The organism is Filimonas effusa, from assembly GCF_004118675.1.
Taxonomy (GTDB): Bacteria; Bacteroidota; Bacteroidia; order Chitinophagales; family Chitinophagaceae; genus Filimonas; species Filimonas effusa.
Window position 1 is genome coordinate 1,592,762 of record NZ_SDHZ01000001.1, and the last position, 21,832, is coordinate 1,614,593.

The 21,832-nt window shown below is 45.9% G+C and carries 20 protein-coding genes; 4 read left to right on the top strand and 16 right to left on the bottom strand.

Going from position 1 to position 21,832, the window contains the following annotated elements:
• Positions 1 to 76: 76 nt before the first annotated feature.
• On the bottom strand, positions 77 to 1,054 hold the full coding sequence (locus ESB13_RS05850; RefSeq protein WP_129002078.1) for a pectinesterase family protein: 978 nt from the start codon (positions 1,052 to 1,054) through the stop codon (positions 77 to 79).
• A 293-nt stretch (positions 1,055 to 1,347) separates the two neighbouring features.
• A complete protein-coding gene (locus tag ESB13_RS05855; RefSeq protein WP_129002079.1) occupies positions 1,348 to 3,006 on the bottom strand; it encodes a glycoside hydrolase family 28 protein in 1,659 nt (552 codons plus the stop codon).
• A gap of 306 nt (positions 3,007 to 3,312) precedes the next feature.
• On the opposite strand from ESB13_RS05855, the gene ESB13_RS05860 reads away from it, so the two are divergent.
• A complete protein-coding gene (locus tag ESB13_RS05860) occupies positions 3,313 to 3,528 on the top strand; it encodes a hypothetical protein (RefSeq protein WP_129002080.1) in 216 nt (71 codons plus the stop codon).
• On the opposite strand, the gene ESB13_RS05865 is transcribed toward ESB13_RS05860, so the two are convergent.
• The 11 genes from ESB13_RS05865 to ESB13_RS05915 all read right to left on the bottom strand — a co-directional run bounded on the left by ESB13_RS05865 (position 3,503) and on the right by ESB13_RS05915 (position 17,708).
• On the bottom strand, positions 3,503 to 4,093 hold the full coding sequence (locus ESB13_RS05865) for a chemotaxis protein CheB (protein WP_129002081.1): 591 nt from the start codon (positions 4,091 to 4,093) through the stop codon (positions 3,503 to 3,505). The genes ESB13_RS05860 and ESB13_RS05865 overlap by 26 nt on opposite strands.
• A complete protein-coding gene (locus tag ESB13_RS05870; RefSeq protein ID WP_246022446.1) occupies positions 4,075 to 4,902 on the bottom strand; it encodes a CheR family methyltransferase in 828 nt (275 codons plus the stop codon). Before ESB13_RS05870 ends, ESB13_RS05865 begins: the two co-directional genes overlap by 19 nt.
• Positions 4,903 to 5,283 carry a response regulator gene (locus ESB13_RS05875; protein WP_129002082.1) on the bottom strand — a complete coding sequence of 127 codons (381 nt, stop codon included), beginning with the start codon at positions 5,281 to 5,283 and terminating at the stop codon, positions 4,903 to 4,905.
• 59 nt (positions 5,284 to 5,342) lie between these two features.
• On the bottom strand, positions 5,343 to 8,981 hold the full coding sequence (locus ESB13_RS05880; protein WP_246022448.1) for a hybrid sensor histidine kinase/response regulator: 3,639 nt from the start codon (positions 8,979 to 8,981) through the stop codon (positions 5,343 to 5,345).
• 13 nt (positions 8,982 to 8,994) lie between these two features.
• Positions 8,995 to 10,569, bottom strand: a complete 1,575-nt coding sequence (locus ESB13_RS05885; RefSeq protein ID WP_129002083.1) for a hybrid sensor histidine kinase/response regulator — start codon at positions 10,567 to 10,569, stop codon at positions 8,995 to 8,997.
• Positions 10,570 to 10,889: 320 nt separating this feature from the next.
• Positions 10,890 to 12,182, bottom strand: a complete 1,293-nt coding sequence (locus ESB13_RS05890) for an NAD(P)/FAD-dependent oxidoreductase (protein ID WP_164974108.1) — start codon at positions 12,180 to 12,182, stop codon at positions 10,890 to 10,892.
• Positions 12,183 to 12,393: 211 nt separating this feature from the next.
• Positions 12,394 to 13,734: a DUF58 domain-containing protein gene (locus tag ESB13_RS05895; protein WP_129002084.1), complete on the bottom strand. Its 1,341-nt coding sequence runs from the start codon at positions 13,732 to 13,734 to the stop codon at positions 12,394 to 12,396.
• Between the two features lie 3 nt (positions 13,735 to 13,737).
• Positions 13,738 to 14,715, bottom strand: coding sequence for an AAA family ATPase (locus ESB13_RS05900; protein WP_129002085.1), 978 nt, complete (start codon positions 14,713 to 14,715; stop codon positions 13,738 to 13,740).
• 1 nt (position 14,716) lies between these two features.
• Positions 14,717 to 15,958 carry a DUF4350 domain-containing protein gene (locus ESB13_RS05905; protein ID WP_129002086.1) on the bottom strand — a complete coding sequence of 414 codons (1,242 nt, stop codon included), beginning with the start codon at positions 15,956 to 15,958 and terminating at the stop codon, positions 14,717 to 14,719.
• Positions 15,955 to 16,773: a DUF4129 domain-containing protein gene (locus tag ESB13_RS05910; protein WP_129002087.1), complete on the bottom strand. Its 819-nt coding sequence runs from the start codon at positions 16,771 to 16,773 to the stop codon at positions 15,955 to 15,957. Before ESB13_RS05910 ends, ESB13_RS05905 begins: the two co-directional genes overlap by 4 nt.
• Positions 16,770 to 17,708: a stage II sporulation protein M gene (locus ESB13_RS05915; RefSeq protein WP_129002088.1), complete on the bottom strand. Its 939-nt coding sequence runs from the start codon at positions 17,706 to 17,708 to the stop codon at positions 16,770 to 16,772. The genes ESB13_RS05910 and ESB13_RS05915 overlap by 4 nt, the downstream gene beginning before the upstream one ends.
• Positions 17,709 to 17,772: 64 nt before the next feature.
• Between ESB13_RS05915 and ESB13_RS05920 the strand changes: the two genes are divergently transcribed.
• The 3 genes from ESB13_RS05920 to ESB13_RS05930 are packed head-to-tail and all read left to right on the top strand — an operon-like array spanning position 17,773 to position 19,562.
• The gene (locus ESB13_RS05920; RefSeq protein ID WP_129002089.1) at positions 17,773 to 18,519 is read left to right on the top strand and encodes an RDD family protein; all 747 of its coding nucleotides are present in this window, start codon (positions 17,773 to 17,775) and stop codon (positions 18,517 to 18,519) included.
• A 43-nt stretch (positions 18,520 to 18,562) separates the two neighbouring features.
• Complete coding sequence (locus ESB13_RS05925; RefSeq protein ID WP_129002090.1) at positions 18,563 to 19,021, top strand: RDD family protein; 459 nt, start codon at positions 18,563 to 18,565, stop codon at positions 19,019 to 19,021.
• Positions 19,022 to 19,034: 13 nt separating this feature from the next.
• Positions 19,035 to 19,562, top strand: a complete 528-nt coding sequence (locus tag ESB13_RS05930; protein WP_129002091.1) for a hypothetical protein — start codon at positions 19,035 to 19,037, stop codon at positions 19,560 to 19,562.
• A gap of 12 nt (positions 19,563 to 19,574) precedes the next feature.
• On the opposite strand, the gene serA is transcribed toward ESB13_RS05930, so the two are convergent.
• From serA to ESB13_RS05945, 3 genes are all read right to left on the bottom strand, one after another.
• Complete coding sequence (gene serA / locus ESB13_RS05935; protein WP_129002092.1) at positions 19,575 to 20,807, bottom strand: phosphoglycerate dehydrogenase; 1,233 nt, start codon at positions 20,805 to 20,807, stop codon at positions 19,575 to 19,577.
• A 106-nt stretch (positions 20,808 to 20,913) separates the two neighbouring features.
• Positions 20,914 to 21,165 (bottom strand): type B 50S ribosomal protein L31, encoded by a 252-nt coding sequence (locus ESB13_RS05940; RefSeq protein ID WP_129002093.1) that lies wholly within the window; start codon positions 21,163 to 21,165, stop codon positions 20,914 to 20,916.
• 148 nt (positions 21,166 to 21,313) lie between these two features.
• Positions 21,314 to 21,805, bottom strand: a complete 492-nt coding sequence (locus ESB13_RS05945; protein WP_129002094.1) for a YajQ family cyclic di-GMP-binding protein — start codon at positions 21,803 to 21,805, stop codon at positions 21,314 to 21,316.
• Positions 21,806 to 21,832 lie beyond the last annotated feature (27 nt).

The following is a 21,832-nucleotide window of genomic DNA, read 5'->3' on the forward strand; positions in this document are numbered from 1 at the left end:
TACTGCTTACAACATTTTTACAATGAGCCAAATGCTGAAAGGGTTATGTCGCTGATAGCCTGTATGCTTTCTATGGTTAGAATGCAGCAGCCCAGTCGCCCAGTATGTTTTTCAGCGTATAGTTTTTTATAACCTTGGCTGATAGCTGTTTGGACCAGGGTACTCTTTTAGTTGTACCGGCTCCTGCGCCTGTGCTATTGTATTCTGCATACAACACTGTTTTTTCGTTTTCAGGGTTACGCCAGTTATCCCAGCCTTCGGGCAGGATGTGGCTGCCCATTTCAGTGTTTATAAAAACTGTTTTCGCATTGGGCCGCCAGGGGCGTCCCAGGAAGACCTTTTTAACCGTAGAGTCGGCCTGCAGCCTGCAACCTATAAACACAAAACCATAGGTCTGCCTTTGTGTGGTAGCGGCAGCAGTGATATAGGAATCAGAAAGATCCTTTATTGTACAGTTCTGAAACACGGCTGTTGCTTCTCCGAAAATGAAATCGGTAGTGCCTTGTATAAAGCAGTCGATATATAACTGCCTGCTATTTTCAGTGGCAGCATATAAAGTATCCTGGTTACCGAGCAGTCTGCAGTTTTTAATGACGCAGCGGTCGCCTTCAACATGTAGCGCTACTGCCTGCCCTACCCTGCCTGCTGCGTTTTCTATTGTCAGGTTTTCGGCGGTACAATCGTTCCCCTGGATCAAAACCGTGTAGGATGTGTAAGTGCTGAACTGCATTTTGCCATAGGCATCCGGCATTGTGGCTGCTTTACCGGAGTAATCGCTATTGGTGATGATGGTGCTATCCTTATTTTCTCCCACCAATGAGATCCTTGATTTCCAGGAAGGGATGACCAGCTTTTCGCGGTACACGCCTTTTTTGATAAGGATAGTTACCTGCTGTTGCGACAGGTCGCGTACGGCATTTACGGCCTCCTGTATCGTTTTGAAGTCGCCGCTGCCATCCTGGGCAACTGTAAACCTGTTGGGGAACACTTTGGGCTGCGCCATTACCCCCGTAGTGAGTAAAAGAAAGCTCCAAAGCAAGAGTATTTTATTCATACTGCCAGTTTAAAACGAATGATCCGATATGCATCCGGCGAATACCACTGCGCTCAATAATGCAATTATATTCGCCCGATATTTTTATGCTTATTCCGCCACAGCATTTTTACTGTTGCTTTTTACTATCGTCATTTTACCGCTGCTTTTCTATCGCTATTTTACCGCTGCTTTTTCTATCGCTATTTTACTGCTGCTTTACTGCCGCTATTTTACTGCTGTCTTTCTACTGTTATTTTGTTATGTAATGCAGTTGTATTTCAGCAATAGTGTGTGTGTGTGTGACCGCCGGCTTATTTCGAGAATTTAGAAACGGCTGCCGGGATAGCGCCGTCTGTAAAGCTGAGATCTTTCTGTTGGTCTACATCTTTTGCACCCAATATTTGTATGCCGGTTGTATTACCACCGCTTATTTTGAAAAGCTGTTTTGCATCTTTGGGTAACTGCACGCCGTTGAACACTACATCTTTGCTGTTCTGAACATATACGACCGGGTTGTTCAGCTTAGAGATGATATTGATATTCTTAAGCTTGATATTGGAAGCTTCAATGATCTCAATACCTTTATCGACCTGTAAGGTCATGTTTTCGAGGTTCACATTTTTCACGTGCATTTCGGGAATACCTCTTACAAAAATGCCTTTGGAAGCGCCGTTACAAACGATATCACTGAAATAGAAGTCACGGAACTGAGGAGTAGCTTCTGTTACAGGAGGGACAGCGTCGGCGTTTACACCTACAGGAGCTTTTACAAAGTAATACATATCGAACAGGATGGCCTCGCCAACGATGTTGCGCATGCTGATATTCTTTGCATAGATCTTTTCAACAACACCGCCGCGGCCACGAACTGTTTTAAAGCGCAGGCCTATATCGGAGCCTATGAAAGAGCAATCATAGACAAAGATGTTACGGGCGCCACCGCTCATTTCGCTACCAACCACCACGCCACCGTGTGCGTGATAAACAACGTTGTTGCGGATCACCACGTTTTCTGTAGGCATTCCTCTTTTACGGCCTTCTTCATCGCGACCTGATTTAATACAGATGCCGTCGTCGCCTACATCAAAAGTAGAACCTTCTACCAGCACGTTCTTACATGATTCCAGGTCAAGACCATCGCCATTGGGTGCTGTTTCGGGGTTTTTCACAAATACGTTGCGGAGCGTGAGGTCTTCACACATTAACGGGTGTAAACACCATGCGGGAGAGTTCTGGAAAGTAACACCTTCGAGTAATATTTTTTTACAGCTGGTAAAGACCACCATATTAGGGCGCAGAAAGTCTTTAACATCTTCAAAGTCTTTCAGCGTTTTGCCTTCTGTGAGGATGCCGTTATTTTTTGTTTCCGCACCTTTTTTTGATTTTTCGGTAGGATACCACACTTTACCATCGTCACGCATGATACCACCCGCTGCTGTTTTCTTTTTCCATTGAGATTCGGTGTACCTGTCGCGGTAGCCGAGATGCCATACACCGCCGTTACCGTCGATGATACCGCTGCCGGTAATTGCTATATTCACCAGGTTGGCTCCTGATATGGGAGATTGGTTGCGGGCGCTTTTTACCCCTTCGTAGTTGCCTTCGACAAGCGGATACTGGTTGAAATCGGCTGTAAACTGTAACACTGCGGGGCGGCTTACATGCAGGTTCACGTTGTTTTGCATCACAATGGGGCCAGTAAGCCATAATCCCTGGGGAATGAGCACTACACCGCCCCCTTTTTTACTGCAGGCTGCAATGGCATTGTTGATACTTGCTGTATTCAATGTAAAGCCATCGTTCACTGCGCCAAAAGAGCGGATATTCACTGTATCCTTCTTAAAAACCGGCAGTTTGGCAACGGGCAGGTTTTTCCAGGAGTATTCTTTTGCCTTTGTTGACTGGGCATTTGCCTGAGACAAAAGACCTGCACCTAAAAGCAGCGTGCTAAAACATCGTAGTAAACTCATAACAAGCAATTTATGCATACTTCAATGTGGCAATGTAGGCAGTATACGCCAGTTAGTTTCCCAATAAACACATAAATTATTACGCAATCGTTACCAAGAAGATGTAGGAACTGATAAAAATCAGGTTACCGGAATGTAATTGCCGCCCGATGTTGAAACAGGTGCTGAAAGGTTGATTGGGGTAAGCCCAGGGATTAATATGAGGTAAGGCGACGCAGCCCGCAAATAAGCTTTTTATTACTATATCTCACTCGACCTTCAATTAATGGCATGTAGATTGAATGAAAAATAAATAAACTAAGCGGCATGAAAACATTCGGGCTTGTACTCATTATCATTGGAATTGCCATGATCCTGGTAAGAGGTTTTTCTGTTACCACTGAAAAGAAAGTAGTGGATCTTGGCCCCCTGGAAGTAAATAAGAAGGAAAACAAGTGGATAGGCTGGCCTACGTATGCGGGGGCTATCATAGCCGGAGTAGGCGTGGTACTGGTATTTACAAACCAGAAAAAAGCTGGTTAATATAAGCCGGTATTTCATCGGGTTGCAATACCCGTTCCATTTGAACTGATTTTATTGCATGTTGCGGCATATAAGGTGTAGTCGCAGATGCGGGAGACTGGGCGGCACAGGTGCCGCCTCTTTTTTTAACTATTTTCATACCAGCGGTACCATCGGTATTTGCGCCGGAAAGAATAAGCGCCACAAGCGTGGGGCCATATACTTCTGCCGCCGATTCAAAGCTGACATCGATGCTGGGCCTGCTATAATTGATCTTTTCCGAAGCATCGAGAGAAAAGCTACGGTTGGATTCTATCAGCAAGTGATAATCGGGCGGAGCCACATATACATGACCTGGTAAGATGGGCTCTCCTTCTTCGGCTTCCTTTACGGGCCATGCCGATTTGAAAGCGAGTAATTCAACCAACACTTCATCGTCGGTAGGTTTGCGATGCAGAATGATGAGGATAGCTTTATTGTGTGAAGGTTCGAGAAAGGGCAAGGTTTTGAGCAATACGTCGAGACTACCGGCGGAACCGCCTATAGCAATCAATGCTGCTGCTGGTATTATTCTATTTTGCGCCATATTTTTTGCCTGTCGGGCAATTGCCTGTATTTATGAGCGATGGGTGAAAATTTTATGTTCTCTTTTGACCCCAATGCGAGAAATCCGAGTTTTTCAAGGCTTTCGTCGAATAAGCTCAGCGCTTTATCCTTTAAGCCTTTATCGAAATAGATGAGTACATTCCTGCAAACAATAAGCTGAAACGCATTAAAAGAGCGATCGGAAACCAGGTTATGGGTGGAAACGATCATTCCTTTGCTTAAGTTTTCATCGAACTTAGCCCTGTCATATTTAGCGGTATAGTAGCGTGAAAACTCGTCTTTACCTCCCGACAGGATATAATTCTCTGAATATTGCTTCATCTGGCTCAGCGGGAAAATACCCGATCTTAGTTTTTCCAGCACCGTAGGATTAATATCTGTTGCATACAACAATGATTTGTGCAACAGGTTGGCCTCGTGCAGTAGAATAGCCATTGAATACACTTCCTCACCAGTAGAGCAACCTGCATGCCAGATACGGATGAACGGATGCGTGGCGAGCACCGGTAACACTTCTTCCCTCAACGCCTGGTAAAAAGAGGGGTCGCGAAACATTTCGGTTACGTTCACTGTGATCTCTTCGACAAAACGACTGAAGTATTCCGGATCATTTTTGATGCGATACCTGAATTCGGCAAATGCCGGAAACTTATCAATGGAAAACAACCGTTGAATCCTTCTCCGCAAAGAAGCTTTGGAATACTCTGTAAAGTCGTAACCATAGAGGTTTATGACATCGTTCAGCAGCATTTCAATATCCCTGTCACTTATCAGTTGTTGTGAATCCAATTAGTTTTTTTTTATCAGTTCATTCATCAGATTTACCAGCAGGTCTATATCAACAGGTTTGGATACATATCCATCGGCTCCTGCTGCAAGACATCTTTCCCTGTCGCCGTTCATTGCCTGGGCTGTAACGGCGATAACGGGTAATTCTGCGCTGGTTTCCAGCTGTTTAATTCTGGGAATCGCTTCGTAGCCGTCGATATCGGGCATCATCATGTCCAGCAGCACAGCGTTGATATCATGTTGCTTTTCCAGCATATGTAATGCCTCTCCTACTTCCGTTGCCGTAATGCAGGTAAATCCTTTTGAGCGCAAGACGGCTGTTAACGCGAAAATGTTGCGTGCATCGTCATCAATGATCAATATTTTTTGTCCGGAAGCCATATCCATAGTTTCATTAAACGTTCTTCAATAAATAACGACATTGTACTATTAAAGCAAATCTATCTTTCGTAAAGCCATACCCGCAGTAAAGACAGTAACTGATCGATATCCACGGGTTTGGTGATATAATCCGAGGCGCCTGCGCTGATACATTTTGCCCTGTCGCCCGTCATTGCTTTAGCCGTAACGGCAATAATGGGTAAACGTTTGAACTTATCCAAGGCCCTTATATGACGGATACTTTCGTAGCCATCCATTTCGGGCATCATCATATCCATCAGTACTACGTCGATATCGGGATGCACTTCAAGCTGTTTCAGTGCTTCCTTACCATCCATAGCCGACACAACGGTCATGTTCAAACTTTCCAGTGATTTGCTGAGCGAGTAAATGTTCCTTACATCGTCATCGGCGATCAGCACTTTTTTATCTTTCAGCACATCCTGCAGCAAACCGAGGCTTTTATAAGGTTTTACGGGTTCTTCGCTTTCCTTTTTCTCTTCAACCAGGTGGAGGAATAACGATACCTCATCGAGTATACGCTGGTAGGAATGCGCTGTTTTAATTACGATAGAATCGGCATACTTCTTAATACGCAGTTCTTCGGCTTTTGAGAGGCTTTTACCTGTAAAGATGATAATAGGCAGGTTCTCCAGTCCCGGAGACTTCTTCACCTGTTCCAGCGTATCGTATGCGCTTTGATCGGGTATTCCCATATCGAGGATCACGCAATTCACTTCCTGTTTGCTCAGCGCTTCCACACTGTCGCCCACGTTGTCTTTTATTTCGGCGCTTACCTTAAAGGTTTCGAGGAAGTAGGCCAATGCTTTTGCATGTTTGGGGTTTTCCTCTACTATCAACACTTTACGCGGGTTGGAATTCAGCACATGTTCGATCTTTTCAAAGATCTCGTGCATTTGTTCAAATGCCACCGGTTTGTTGATGAAGTCAACGGCACCTTTGGAAATGCTCTGATATTTGAATTCGTATGACGACATAATATGTACCGGGATATGCCTTGTTTGCTGGTTGCTCTTCAGCATTTCCATTACTTCCCAGCCATCTTTAACAGGCAGCTGAATATCGAGCAGAATACCAGCAGGCTGGTATTGCATCGCTAACGGCACAGCTTCATCGCCCCTTACAGATACGATGCCTTTGTATCCTTTTTTACGCGTGTATTCCAGTAATGATTTTGCAAAGTTCACGTCGTCTTCCACGATCAGGATGGTGTTATCGGCAGGCGTGATCACTTTGCGGTCATCGGGGACATTTTCGGGAATGATGTCGGCAATATAACGTTCGGCTGCTGCGGGGAATTCAACCGCTTTCAATTCCTGTTCCACCAATTCCTCGGTAGTGGAGATAACGGGTTTAGCGGGTTCTTTTGGCGTCTGCAATGCTGCTGCCGCTTTTGATACGGGTACATATACCGTGAAGACGCTACCCTCGTTCACCTCGCTCTGCAGCTCAATGCTGCCGCCCAGTAATTTCACCAGTTCGCGGCTGATAGATAATCCGAGTCCTGTACCACCGTATTTCCGGCGGGTAGAACCGTCGGCCTGCTGAAAGGCTTCAAAGATCAGCTGTTGCTTTTCTTTTGAAATGCCTATTCCGGTATCACGAACGGTGATGGCTAATATATCCCTGCGATCTGAGGGCTGGAAACGTAATGAAACCGATCCCTGCGAAGTAAATTTCAGTGCGTTGGACAGCAGGTTCTTCAAGATCTGCTCGAGCCTCATTTTATCTGTTTCTATCATGCCCGGTGCATCGGGAGCTACCGAGACATCGAAGCTGATGCCTTTTTGTTTAGCCATAGGAACAAACAAGGCATTCATGTCGTTTGTAATTTCGCCCAGGAGCACGTTGGAATAATCCAGTTCCATTTTACCGGATTCGATCTTGGACAGATCGAGGATCTCATCGATCAGCGCCAGCAGTCCCTGTCCTGAACTAAGGATCACATTGGCGTATTCTACCTGGTCGGAATTGAGGTTATGCTCGTTGTTTTCGGCCATGAGGCGTGAAAGCAGCAGGATAGAGTTCAATGGCGTGCGCAGCTCGTGCGACATATTGGCCAGGAACTCGGACTTATATTTTGTGCTTAGTGCAAGTTGTTCTGCCTTGCGCTGGATCTCGACATTACGTTCGAAGATCAGCTGGTTCTTTTCTTCGAGCAGCCTGGTTCTTTCTTCCAGTTCGGCATTTGATTCTTTCAATTCTTCCTGCTGAACTTTCAATTCTTCTTCTGAAGCCTGGAGTTTCTGGGTTTGCACCTCCATTTCTTCGTTGATGGCTTCGAGCTCGCTGTGCTGGGCCTGCAGTTCTTCGGCCTGCGCCTGGGTTTCTTCGAGCAGTTCCTGCAATTTTTTCCTGTTCTCAACGCCATTCAGCGCCACACCTATTACATGAGAAGCGGCTTCTATGAATGAAAGCGACCGGGCTGTATAGGGCACGAGGGATGCCAGTTCAATGACCCCCACCACCCTGCGTTCATACAGTAATGGGAATGCAATGATATTAACGGGTTTGATATCACCGGTTGCAAAGCTGATCATCACCTGATCAGCGGGCACATCTGTGAGCAATAATTCTTTTCCAGCCCTGGCGCATTCACCTGCCAGTCCTTCGCCAATATGTAATGTAGTTCTGTGTTTTTGTCCTGCGAAAGCATAACCATTGGCCAACTGCAACACATCGTTGTTTTCCCTTAAATAGAAGGCACCCACGTGACTATCGGTATACAGGGCTACAAATTCTATGATGCTTTGCGTTAACACATTGATATCGTATTCACCGATCACTTTTTCATTGAGTTTGGCAACACCGGCCTGCAGCCATTCTTTATCCGATAGCAGGTTAAAAGAGTATTGAAGCGATTCAGCCATTGTATTCAGTGAAAAAGAAAGATCGCCCAGGTCGTCTTTACCGCTATCTGTTATGCGGGTTTCATAGTCGCCCGCCGAGATCTTATCGGCGATATCCCTGATGATATTAATACGATGTGTGATCTCTTCATCCTTTTGTTCCAGTGCGCGCTGCATGGCTGCGCGTTTATTAAAGTCACTGTTCACCCTTATGAGTGAATAAAGCGTGATCACAAATGCAAGGATAGTTGCTACGAGAATGATCAGCGGCGTAAATCCAACAAGCTGGTTGAGCTTATCGGTACGCTCGGCCAGCAAGGCTTCTTCCTGTTTTCTCATTTTGCGTACCAGTGCACGGGTATCGTCCATAAAAGACTTTCCCTTTTCGAGGTCGGCGAGCACTATTGCTTCGTCATTTCTTTTTTTATCGATAAGGATAGAAAGCTGGTTAAAACGGCCTGTTACCAGTTCCTTTAATTTGTTGACATTTGCCTGTTGGGCCTCGCTGTCGGCGGTAAGTACAGACACATCATTAATGCGTGCGAGAACGCTATCGTAAGCGCCCTGGTATGGCTTCAGGAAATCTTCTCTTCCTGTAAGCAGAAAGCCGCGCTGGCTGGTTTCTGCATCTTTGAGATACGACATGCAGGAGTTTAAGCCGTCGATCACATTGTATGTGTGCGTTACCCATTTTGTACTGTCGATGAGGTTCACAATACTGTTGTAAGAGGCGACAGAGCTAACGATCAGCAATAACAGCGATACGCCAAAACCTGCAAGCAGGTTCCTTTTGAATCCGATGGTCATTAATTTCGATTTCTTTTCCATTATTGAGTTGCAGCTATGAGTTGTTTTGATGTACTGGTAAGATGATGACGAAAGTACTGCCTTCTCCTTCCACACTTCTGGCAGTCAGCAATCCTTTATGCGTGTCTACAATTTTCTTCACTATGGCGAGGCCTATGCCTGTTCCTTCGTACTCTTCACGGGAGTTAAGCCGCTGGAAGATCACGAAGATCTTGTCGAGATACTTTTCATTAAAACCGATACCATTATCAGCTATTTCAATTCTGCAAAAAGGTCCGTCCGGCGTTTCGGGGCTATCGAGTTGCTTATCGGCGACCAGGCTTGCTTTTATGCTAATGACGGGCTGTGTGCCTGTGCGTGTAAACTTGAGCGCGTTGCTTAAGATGTTCTGAAACACCTGCCTGATCTGAGAAGCATTCACTTCCAGCTGAGGAATGGTGCAGACATCTATAATGGCCTTTTTTTCGATGATCAGCAGGTCCATATCTACCAGGATATCATTGATCACGGCATTTAAGTCGACGCGTTCAAATGATTCGGGAATAGACAGTTTAGAATAATCGAGGATATCCATGATAAGGTTACGCATCCTGTCGGAAGAGCGGATAATTTTATCCATGTTGGCTACGGCATCTTCGTTACCATTGAGGTAACGGCTTTTGATAAGATCGCTGAAGAAATGAATTTTCCGCAGCGGCTCTTTGAGGTCGTGCGATGCTATGTAGGCAAACTGTTGTAATTCGTGGTTACTGGCTTCTAGTTCGGCGTTGCTGCTTTGCAGCTGCAGCGTACGTTCTGCCACTCTTTGTTCGAGCAGCTGGTTAGCCATTTTCTGTTCATGAATGTCGGTGAACATACCCACCCATTTGGTGATGATGTCGTTTTTCTTCACCGGAGTCATGGTGAGGGTATGATAGCGGAACAGATGAAATTCGAGGTCGCGAATGCATACTTCTTCTACCAGCGGTTTTCCTGACCCAATGGCTTTACGTATGCAATCGGCCACAGAAGTTTTGCCTGGTAATGTTTTGGGCAATACATCTTTACTGCGGCTATAACGGTACCAGTGCTGGTTAATGAATTCAACGGCGCCACCTGCGTTAGCGGTAAAGGCTATCTGGGGAATAGATTGCAGAATGGAACGTAATTCATCGACACTTTCGGAGAGATCACTTTCGGCCTGTTTACGGTATTCGATCTCTGCCCTTAGCGTTTTCTGAGTCTCGTTGAGCTCTATGGTTTGCCGTCTTAGTTTATGAAAAGTTTTTACTTTCAGGAGCAGGATATCGGGATCAAAAGGTTTAGCGATGTAATCGATGCCACCGGAAGTATATCCTTTTGTAATGAATTTCTTTTCAATGTTAACGGCAGAAAGAAATATGATGGGAATGTCTTTTGACTTGCTGTGTCCTTTAATTGTTTCAGCTACCTCAAAACCATCCATACCCGGCATTTGCACATCGAGGATGATCAGGTCGTATTGCACTTTCAAAATCTTTTTCAGCGCTTCCTCTCCTGAAGTAGCCGCATCTATCTCAAAGCCGTTCAGCTCCAGGATTTTTTGCAGCGAATAAATATTTTCCTGCCGGTCGTCTACGATCAAAATCATGATAGCTCAAGCATGTCGGGTTGTTTTAAAACAAAGGTGTACCCCGACTTGGGACACACCTCCTGTCCGAACTTTATCCGTTGTCTCATGTATAGCTCTTCCCCTGAGTTGAAAAGCAGGTTATGTCTACAAAGGAACTTAGTTCAGTCCTGTTTGTATATATTAGAAAATTATGCCAGTTATGCAATAAGAGCGCAAAAAACTGTTCGTTTAACTGGTTATCAATTAATTAATCGAAATAAAACACCAGGTTTCATTTCCTGCATAGCACCCGTACATGCGTTGCTATTGCATATGGGCAAAAAAATACACAGTTATACCTAAGATTGGGGAGCCGCTTTTTTAGGAATGGGGTGCCGATCGAACTCTTTGAAAAGTAAGCGCAGGCTTTGATCGTAGGTAAAGTATTTATAGATCCAGTTCACAAAGATCTGCAGCCTGTTTTTCACGCCTACTATCAGCAGCAGGTGGAGCACCATCCAGAATACCCAGGCAAAGAAACCGCCGAAATGAATTTTAGGTTTGGGAATATCTACCACAGCAAGGTTACGTCCTACTGTAGCCAGACTGCCTTTGTCTTTGTATTCAAATTGGGTCCATGGCGCGGTGCTTCCTTTCAGTTGTGCGAGCAGGTTTTTCGCGAGGTTTTTGCCCTGGTTTACGGCCACGTTGGCCACCTGCGGATGACCATGCGGGAACAAAGGAGTTTCCATGTAGGAGATGTCGCCTATGGCATACACGTTATTCGTGTTAAGGACCTTATTGAAGCGGTCGACCTTAATCCTGTTTCCTCTTACGATGAGGGTTGGATCGATGCCTTCGGGCACGTTTCCTTTAATGCCTGCGGCCCATATCACCGTTGAAGCGGGTATGGTAGTACCGTCGTTAAGCGTAACATCGCTGCCGTCGTAATTTTGCACTACGGTATTGGTGCGCACTTTTACCATCAGCTTTTCGAGGTATTTTTTGCTTTGCGAACGGCTTTTTTCGCTCATATTACCAAGCGTGTTTGGAGAGCCTTCCAGCAGGTAGATATCCATGTTGCTAAAATCGAGTTCGGGATAATCTTTAGGCAGAATATTGTTACGCATTTCGGCGAGTGCGCCGCTTACTTCCACGCCTGTAGGTCCGCCGCCCACTACCACGATATTGAGTTTACGGTGCAGATCGGTTGAATTGGACAGCGCCAGTGCATCTTCGAGGTTTTGGATGAGGTGGTGCCGCAGCTGTAATGCTTCGGTTGTTGACTTCATGGGGTAGGCGTTGGCTTCGAGGGCAGCGTTTCCAAAGAAGTTGGTGCCCGCTCCCATTGCCAGCACCAGGACGTCGTAGTTAAAGCTGCCGATATCGGTGATCACCTGCTGGCTGCCAGTATCAATTTTTTGTACCTCGGCCAGCCGGAACCTTACATTTTTGCTTTCCTGGAAAACCTTGCGCAGGGGGAAGGAAATATTACTTGCATCGAGGCCGCCGGTGGCCACCTGGTAAAATAACGGCTGAAACTGATGATAATTAAACCTATCGATCAAGAGCACTTCTACATCTTGCCTGTTGTTTAGCGAGCGGGCCAGCTTTAAACCGGCAAACCCGCCGCCAATGATAACCATTTTCATAGACTACTTCCTTTTATACAAAGCTAGTCTAATTTTCAAAAATTACTGAAAGATCAATATAATATTACCGAAATCGAAATAATGGAATGCCGGCAGGTGGCTGCAACCTGGCGGAGGATGGCAGATGGCAGTTTTGGGGCGGAGTCCGGGGGAGCAAGTGCGATGCAAGTGCGATGCAAGTGCGAGGCAAGAGCGGTCAAGGTACACTTATCTATACTACCTGCCGGGCTTTTAGTTCGAGATACCTGTTGAGGGTGTTGGCGGTAAGTTTTTGCGGGGGGGTGAGCATGGCCATGATGCCGTGTTTTTGGAGTTCTTTTACCATTTGCCGCTTTTCGAAGGCGAATTTGGCGGCAATGGTCTGGGTATATATTTCTTCGAGGCTGGCCGCTTTTTTATGCAGTACATCTGCGAGCTCGGTGTTTTCGAAGAATACGACCAGCAGCGGGTGGTGACTGGCCAATTTCTGCAGGTAAGGCAACTGGCGTTCCAGCCCGTAAGTGCTTTCAAAATTTGTAAACAAGATAAGCAGGCTGCGTTGTTTTATCCTGTAACGGACCGCTGCATAAAGGCTGTCGAAATCACTATCTGCAAAATCTGTTTCCTGCCTGTAGAGCCCTTCCAGGATCAGCCCTAATTGAGTGGCTTTTTTATCCGGAGCGATGTACTGATCGACCTTTTTTCCAAAGGCCAGTATACCGGCCTTGTCCTGTTTAGACAATACGATATTGCTAAGCACGAGGCTTGCATTGATGGCATAGTTTAGCAGCGACATGCCTTCGAAGGGCATTTTCATGGTGCGACCTTTATCGATGAGGCAGATGACCTGCTGGCTGCGTTCATCCATAAAGCTGTTGACCATGATGGCGTTTTTGCGGGCGGTAGCTTTCCAGTTGATGGTACGATAGTCATCGCCGAGGACATATTCCCTTATTTGTTCGAATTCGAGGCTGTTGCCTATTTTACGCAGGCGGCGTGAGCCAGTTTCCATGAGCTGGTTGGTAGCTGCGAGCAACTGATAACGCCGCATCTGGATGAATGAGGGATAAGTAGTCACTTCTTTTTCCGTGCCGCTTTTGATGTGCCGGATGACCATGCCCAACACACCGCGCTGCAATACATTCGTTATTCCAAACTGATACACACCTCTTTCGGTAGGTTTAACGTTGTACTGCACCAGCTTAGTGCTGCCGGCGGGAATAGAAACCGCTACCTGCCAGTTACGTTTCTGAAACTGAAAAGGTAATTCATCGATAAGCACCAGGGCCACACCGTAAGGGAGTTTATTAGTGACCTCCAGTGTAACCTTATTATCGTCGCCATTGCTGAACCTGTCGCCACAGCGCCTTTGCACCGATACAGGTGTTCTTTTGGCGTAGATGATGATAAAGTCGAGCAATACCATCAGCGCCAGGCATAAGAGCGCCAGTTTGCCTATGATTTCCAGTTGCGGGAAAAAGAAGGCGAGTACAAACAAGCCCACGATAACGCCTGCCGTTATATAAAACAGCCGGGAGAAATAGAACGACAGTTGATAAAGCAGTTTCTTCATATTTTACCTGGGCACCTCTATAGCGTGTACAATATTCTGGATGACATCATCTTCGTTCACTCCTTCCATTTCTTTTTCGGGGGTAAGGATGAGGCGATGGCGTAATACCGGCGCAGCAACGTAGATGATGTCATCGGGCGTTATGAAATCGCGTCCTGCCAGTGCGGCGGTGGCGCGGGCAGCATTGAGCAATGCCTGCGAAGCTCTTGGAGAAGCTCCCAGGTAAACAGATCTGTCGTTACGTGTAGCCACAATGATCTTAGCAATAAAGCTGAGCAGTTTTTCTTCTGCGATGATCTGCCTGGTGAGCTGCTGCAGTTGTACAATTTTATCGCCGCTGATCACAGGTTGTACCGACATTACTTTCTGCTGGTTATCCATTTGCTGGAAACGCTGCAGGATGGCGACCTCTTCTGCTTCGGAAGGGTAAGGCACTTTTATTTTGAACAGGAAACGGTCGAGCTGTGCTTCGGGAAGCCGATAGGTACCTTCCTGTTCTATGGGGTTTTGGGTGGCGAGCACCATAAAAGGATGTTTCATTTTATGTGTGGTGCCGTCCATTGTCACCTGTTTTTCTTCCATCACCTCGAACAGGGCGGCCTGGGTTTTAGCGGGGGCCCTGTTGATTTCATCGATCAGGATAACATTGCCGAAGATGGGGCCTTCCCTGAATTCGAAACGGCTGCTGCCGGGGTTGAAGATACTTGTACCTAATACGTCGCTCGGCATAAGATCGGGTGTAAACTGAATGCGGCTGAAGTTCACCTGCATACTTTTGGCCACCAGTTTCGCCGCCAGTGTTTTAGCAACACCCGGTACCCCTTCGATAAGTACGTGGCCATCGGAGAGGATAGCAGTGACGATCAATTTTACCATCTGCTCCTGTCCTACTATAACCTTTCTGATCTCTTCCTGCAGTTGCACGATCGCTTCACTGAGTTCGCCAAGGTCTACTCTTTGTTTGAATAAATCTTCTTCCATATCAGGTGTGTTTATAAAAATGGTCTAAAATGTAATAGAATTTCATGAGCTCGTCGCGGGTTATCAACCCCATCTGGGCTTTATGGATGTAATCGACGATGGCGCCGGTGGTATCTTTTGTTACTCCCGATTTCATTGACAGCACGGTTGCAAAATCGTCGTTAATGTAATGCGTATCTATCTTGTATTTCGTTCTTACATGTTCGAGGAAAAACTGTGTCATCTTCAACGCCAGGTTCCGGTGATCGCCTTTCTCGTAATAGAGTTTTCCTATGGTTTCGACAAACTCAAGAGAATCGTTGGCGGGTTTGCGGTATACGGGTATCATACGCTGTTTACGTTTTACAGCGGTGACAAGGTATAAGCCCAGGACCAGCAGTACTAACCAGAATGCCCAGCGGAAGTTTTCGTATTGCAGGATCACGGAAAGCAGTCCTTTGGGTTCTTCTTCTTTCCTGATACCATACAAAAAGTATTCGTCCCATACAATCTTTGTTGGTTTCCGGGGGAAGAGCGACATCAGTTTTTCGAAGTATTCATGATTATCGCGGTATAGTATAAAAAAGTTAGACAACGCAAGCGGTGCGCTATGCAGGAAGATAGTGCCATCGAGTGTATTCATGGCAAGCAGGTTGGCTTTACCTGCGGCATTGGTTCCGATCTGGTAGGTAAAGCTGCTATCCATGCCGAAAAAGGTATTGGAGAAAGGCGCACCGGGATAGCCGTACAAATAAGGAGGCTGGAATGTTGCAGAATCGAGCTTCACTGCGAGCCTGTTAACCCAGGTAACCGAATTATCTTCCAGACGGATCCAGGGCTGCTCTGTTCTCAGCGGGTCCTGGTCTACCCTAAAAAACTTTTTAGCGATATCGCTCATTTCCAGTACGCTGATGAAAACATAATTTCCTTTTTGCGCAAAGCTGGTGAGGTAGTTGAGATCGGTTTCGGAGGGATCGAAAAATTTAGCCACGATCATCAGCACCTGTCCTGCTTTTGCCGTATCCCAGCTTAATTCTTCCCATTGCGCGGGTTCCTGCTGGTTTCGTACCACATGCGTTCCGGGAAAACGTTCCTGCAGCAGCTGAAAAGCGGCGTTACAACCATAGGGATTTTTATCCCTGGAATCAAGTGTAACACGGCCGACAAACTTTTTCTCTTTTTCTCTGTGCGGCATGAAAATGATGAGCAATACAATAGCTATTGCACCTGCGATATATGGTATCAGTTTTTTCAGCAGTTTCACCCGAGTTTGTTTTGTACGGTTATAAAATCCTGGCTGATACGTTCATATAGATCACGGCTTACTTCAAATCTTCCATACCATACATATTCGTAATGCCTGGTGATACGGGCAAATTCATCGTAATTGCCACCTCCTCTTAACTGAACCAGATAGTCGATATTGGTATATTCGGGTTGAAAACGGATAAGTCCTTTATCACTCAGCTGCCTTAATGTTTTCAGGTAAAGAATGCGTACAGCGAGGCGATAGTCCTGGTCTTTCAGTGCTTTTTGCAGGAGTTCATTGTATTTGAGGGCGAAAATATTGTCACCAATTTCGTTTATGGAGATATTGTCATCTTCGCCGGCCACATTACGCGGTGCAAAGAATGCGACCTTATTGGATACCAGGAAGTAGAGTACAGCTGCTATAAAGATGACAGCCGCCAAGATGAAAATGAGATTTCCGCTGCTTCCGCTGCTATTGCTGGTCTGCATGTCGATCTCGGGAGGGGGTGCATTTCCTTTGCGTTTGCGCTCCATAGCCGAATCGATTGTTGCAACTGCCTGTTCCGTAGCGGATACATACCAGAAGTCCTCTTCTTTTTTGAGCGTATTTACCTTCTTTTGGGTTGTAACTCCGGCAGGGATCTGTTCCTGGCTAAAGGGCTGCGTATGATAGCGCCAGTTAAAGAGCAGGTGTGAGGTATCGTAGATATGTGTGGCTTTGCTTTCTGCATGATCATAGTCGTAGTCTTCTTCCTGTTCCTGTGCGTAAGCGGCGGAGCAAAAGCAGGCTGTAATAAGCAAAAGAAAGAACAGCAGTTTTACTCTCATCTTTTTTTCAGCATTATGGGGTATACAACGAAATAACCAATCATAATAGCCAGAGAGCAGCCTATGATAAGCAGTTTAAGCCATACCGACATATCGGCGTGCCTGGTTACAAAACCTTCGAAAAAGGCTGCGATCATTAGCATGGGCAGGTTGGCGAGGGCGATGATAAGGCCTTCTTTTGCGCCTTGTTTCAATGCGTCTACACGACGGCTTGTGCCTGGGAAAAGCCAGCTTTTTGCGAGTACAAGTCCGGCAGCACCCGCCACCACCACCATTCCCAATTCAATGGTGCCGTGGATCATAATGGTGAGCAAGCTATCCTGCATCAATCCTTTGCTGTAAAAGAGGTATTCAAAAGCGCCCACCATAATACCGTTATGCACCAGCATGAGGATGGTGGGAATACCCAGGAGAATGCCGCCTGCGAAGCCACGCAGTGCAACACCAATGTTATTAAGGAAGAGGTAAACAAAGCTCAGGAATTCGTTACCGGATGCATATACGCCAAACGGGGCGCCGCGTTCGATGTTACGCTCCGTCATATTCACGTAGCCATCGCCGAGGATCTGGCGTACAAAGCCCTGGTCTTTTGCGGCGGAGAAAAAGCCTATGGTTATAAACACGAGAAAAGTAACGAAGCTTACCAGCAGCAATACATGGTGTTTACCTATCACCAGCGGGAGATCATATTTAAAGAAGCGGGAGACGCGGCTGGTTCGTTGCCGCTGGTTTGCGTAGATATGAAGGTAACGTTTGGCAGCTTCGGTATTCAGGTATTTTATAATACCGCTGGAGGGATAAAAGGTTTTGCTATAGCCCAGATCTTCGACCAGCTGAATAAATTCTTCAGCGGTTTCGTCGGGATGTTGGCTAGGGTTTTCCTTCATTTGCTGCCAGCGATCTTTGTTCTTCCTGATAAACTGTGCTTCCCTCAATTTGAAGATTTTGAATCCGAAATTTATTGATTACTTTACAAACTCCAAATAGTTTATTGAAACGATGCAGAAAATAACTATTCCTACCGCCTTCAATATAGACCTGGAATTTGAGACAGCAGAGTTTCTGCAGCGGCTCGTGGCCTGGCTCATAGACTTTGCGATTGTTATGGCCTATTTTATTGTGAGCATGCATTTTCTGGCTGAGTACGAGGCAAGTAATGGCAGGCAATCGGCGGGAGATGGTTTTTGGTTCAATCTTTCGGCATTGCAGATGATTTTGTTCACGCCTTGTCTTGTTTATCATCTTGTTTGCGAGCTACTGATGAACGGGCAAACACCGGGAAAAAAAATGCTGAAGCTGCGTGTGATCAGTGAAAACGGCGGCAGGCCTGCCTTATACCAATTCCTTCTTCGCTGGCTGGTTCGTTTTATCGATTTCATCAGCAGTTTTGGATTTGGCGCGCTTATCAGTTATGCCGTCACCAACAAAAACCAGCGCCTGGGCGACCTTGCTGCGGGCACCCTGGTCATTAAACTGAAGATGCAAAGCAACCTGGATGACACCATCTTCTTTGAGCTGGGGGAAAGCTATCAGCCTGTGTATGCCAACGTGTTGAAACTGACAGACCGGGACATGAACACGATCAAGAATATGCTGGACCGTTATCATACCGGCAAAACTTCGCTGGACATGATCATACGTACGGCGGATACGATCCGCGCGGCGCTTGGCATCCCCAACCACCAGGACAATATCATTTTCCTGGAAACACTTTTAAAAGATTATAACCATCTTTCCGTTAAGTAAAACGCTTTATATTTCTCATTAAATTACACCTAAACCAAAAACCATGGAACAAATCGACATTCTTGCAGAACTGGAAGAAGAAATAATACTGGAGCCTGCCACACCGGGTCAGCGATTTGCCAATTTTATAGTGGATATTGTTGGCATGTATGCTACCATTTTCGTGGTGGCCATTGTGTTGGGTTCATTCATTGTAGCTTCTACTGTAAGCAGCACTTCGTATGGCGGGCAATCGACAGCTGCTTCGGACCTGGTGCTTTACGTTATCAGTTTCATCGTGACCGTCCTTTATTTTTCGCTTATGGAGGGTCTATCAAAAGGCAGGTCGCTCGGCAAGTTAATTACGCGTACGCGTGCTGTAAAAGAAGACGGCTCTCCTATTACCTTCAAAGACGCCTTTGTAAGAGCGTTGTGCAGGTGTATTCCTTTTGAGCCCTTCAGCATGTTCAGCGGTTCTCCCTGGCATGATTCGATAAGCAGGACGAAGGTTGTTAAAATATAACAGGTATATTTCAATGTCTTCTTTATTAAATAGAGCAGCCTTATTGGTCAAAGACTTTGAAAAGGCAGATGTATTGGATCATGCCGCAAAAGCGGCGGCTTCGCCGTCGTATTTTGCGGCATTAGTCCGTTACCTGCAGGATAAAGACAAAGTTGTTGCTACCCGGGCATCGTGGTGTCTTAACTGGGCTGCCCGTAGAAATCCGTCGTATGTGCAGCCTCATGTTGGCGTGCTTGCGGAACTGCTGCAGCAGCCAGCTGCGCCTGCAGCGGTGGTGCGTAACTGTGCGAGCATACTACAGGATGTAAGCATACCTGAAGTTTACCAGGGCATAGTTATGAACACCTGTTTTGAGCTGGTAACCAACCCTGCCACGCCTATTGCCATCAAGGCATTCAGTCTTACTATACTGGATCATTTATCGCACGAGTATCCCGAGATAAAACCCGAGCTGCAGCTCATTATCGAGACACAGCTGGAAAAGGAAACGGCTGCATTCCGCAGCCGTGCCAAAAAGATATTAAAGCGGCTACAGCGATAGCCCTGAATGATATTAGTAGAGGATCCTTACTTTGATCGTTTCCTTTACATCTTTCAACAATTCAACCGCCTGGGTGCTCAGTTGCTGATCAACGTCGAGCACCACATAACCGATGGCATCATTGGTTTTAAGATACTGACCGAGGATGTTGATGTTATGTTTAGACAGTTCGCTGTTGATGGCGCTCAACACACCGGGTTTGTTGTTATGAATATGCAGGATCCTGTGTGCGCCTTCTACCGGCGGCAGGCTGATACCGGGTACTGTGTGAGAACCGTTGGTAATACCTCTTTCGAGATACTGGTATAATTTATTACTTACATCGTCGCCTATATTTACCTGTGCTTCTTCGGTAGAGCCTCCGATATGCGGGGTAAGGATCACGTTTGAAAGGCCTTGTAACGGCGTTTCAAAACGATCGCCATTTTTTTCGGGCTCCCATGGGAAGACATCTATTGCTGCACCGGAGAGTGCGCCAGATTTAAGCGCTTCGGCCAGCGCTTCGAGATCGACCACTTCACCCCTTGCATAGTTGATAAGGATAGCTCCTTTCTTAATAGACCGGATCACTTCTTTATTTACCAGGTTCTTTGTTTGTGCGGTTTCGGGAACGTGCAGGGAAATGATATCGGCTTCACTTACCAGCGCTTTCAGGTTTTTGGCAGCGTGTGCATTACCCAGCGGCAGTTTGGTTTCCACATCGTAGAACATAACGTTCATACCCAGAGATTCAGCCAACACGCTAACCTGTGTACCAATGTTGCCATATCCAATGATGCCCAGTGTTTTACCACGCAGTTCATAGCTGCCTTTGGCTTCTTTCATCCAGATACCTTCGTGGGCGGCTTTGTTCTTATCCGGAATACGGCGAATGAGCATGATGGACAAGCCAATTACGAGTTCGGCAACGCTACGGGTATTGCTATAAGGCGCATTAAAGACTACTACACCCTGGTGGAGGGCGGCACCAAGATCGACCTGGTTCACACCTATACAAAAGCAGCCTATGGCCTGCAGTTTGGGAGCATGGTCGAGTACATTTTTAGTGATCTTTGTTTTGGAGCGGATGCCCAGGAGATGAACATCTTTAATTTCTTTGATCAATTCTTCTTCACTCAGGGCACCGGTGAGTTTTTTAACGTTGGTATATCCCTGTTGTTTGAACTTTTCTACTGCCTTGTCGCTGATATTTTCGAGGAACAGTATTTTGATCTTCTCTTTGGGGTAGCTAGTTGGTTGGCTCATATGGAGTAATTGAAGTAAGATAACTAATGTAAGTATGCCTTAAAACACAAATCCCTCCGTGTGACTGCACTGCCGGAGGGATTTGTAAGTTTCGTATTCAAAAAGACTATTTTTTCTTCTCGTAACGTTTTTTGAACTTGTCAATTCTACCTGCAGTATCTACCAGTACATTTTTACCGGTGTAGAAAGGGTGCGAGGTATTCGAAATTTCCAGTTTGATTACAGGATATTCATTTCCGTCTTCCCACTGAATAGTTTCTTTAGAGGAAGCAGTAGAGCGACCAAGGAAGGTATGGCCATTACTCATGTCTTTAAACACAACAAACTTGTAACTTTCTGGATGGAGACCTTGTTTCATTTTATTTTGATTTTAGGCCGCACGGTTTTTGCCGTACTGTTATTATTATAAGGAATGCAAAATTAGGATATTCTCTGCTAATCACAAAATAGAAATCAACGAAGATACAATCCCATGCAAACTGATTTTCAGTCAGTTATGAAAAATTCTAGCTTTTCATATTTACAAACTGCAGGGGAAAATTGAGATTTGCGCCTTTACAGAGCGCTATTACTTCCTGCAGGTCGTCGATTTTTTTGCCGGTAACCCTTACAATTTCATCCATGATCTGGGCTTGTACTTTAAGGCCGGAGTCTTTGATGAGCTTTACTATTTTTTTGGCGTCATCCTGTTTAAGGCCGTTGGTAACGGGTACTTCTTTTTTTACGACCTTACCGCTGGGATAGGCATCTTTTTCAAAGTTAAATGCATTGGCGTCGATCCCCTGCTTCATCGAGCGGCTGATAAGCACGTCGATGAGCTGCTTCATCTTCATATCGCTGTCTACTTCCAGGTTAACAATGTAATCTTTTTTATTCAGCTCTACCACTACATGTGAGTCCCTGAAATCGAAGCGGCCGCTGATTTCTTTCTTAACTGTATTGATAGCGTTATCCAGTGTTTGCAGGTCTACTTTACTGCTGATATCAAAAGAAGGCATAAACGAAAAATTTGCGCAAAGATAACA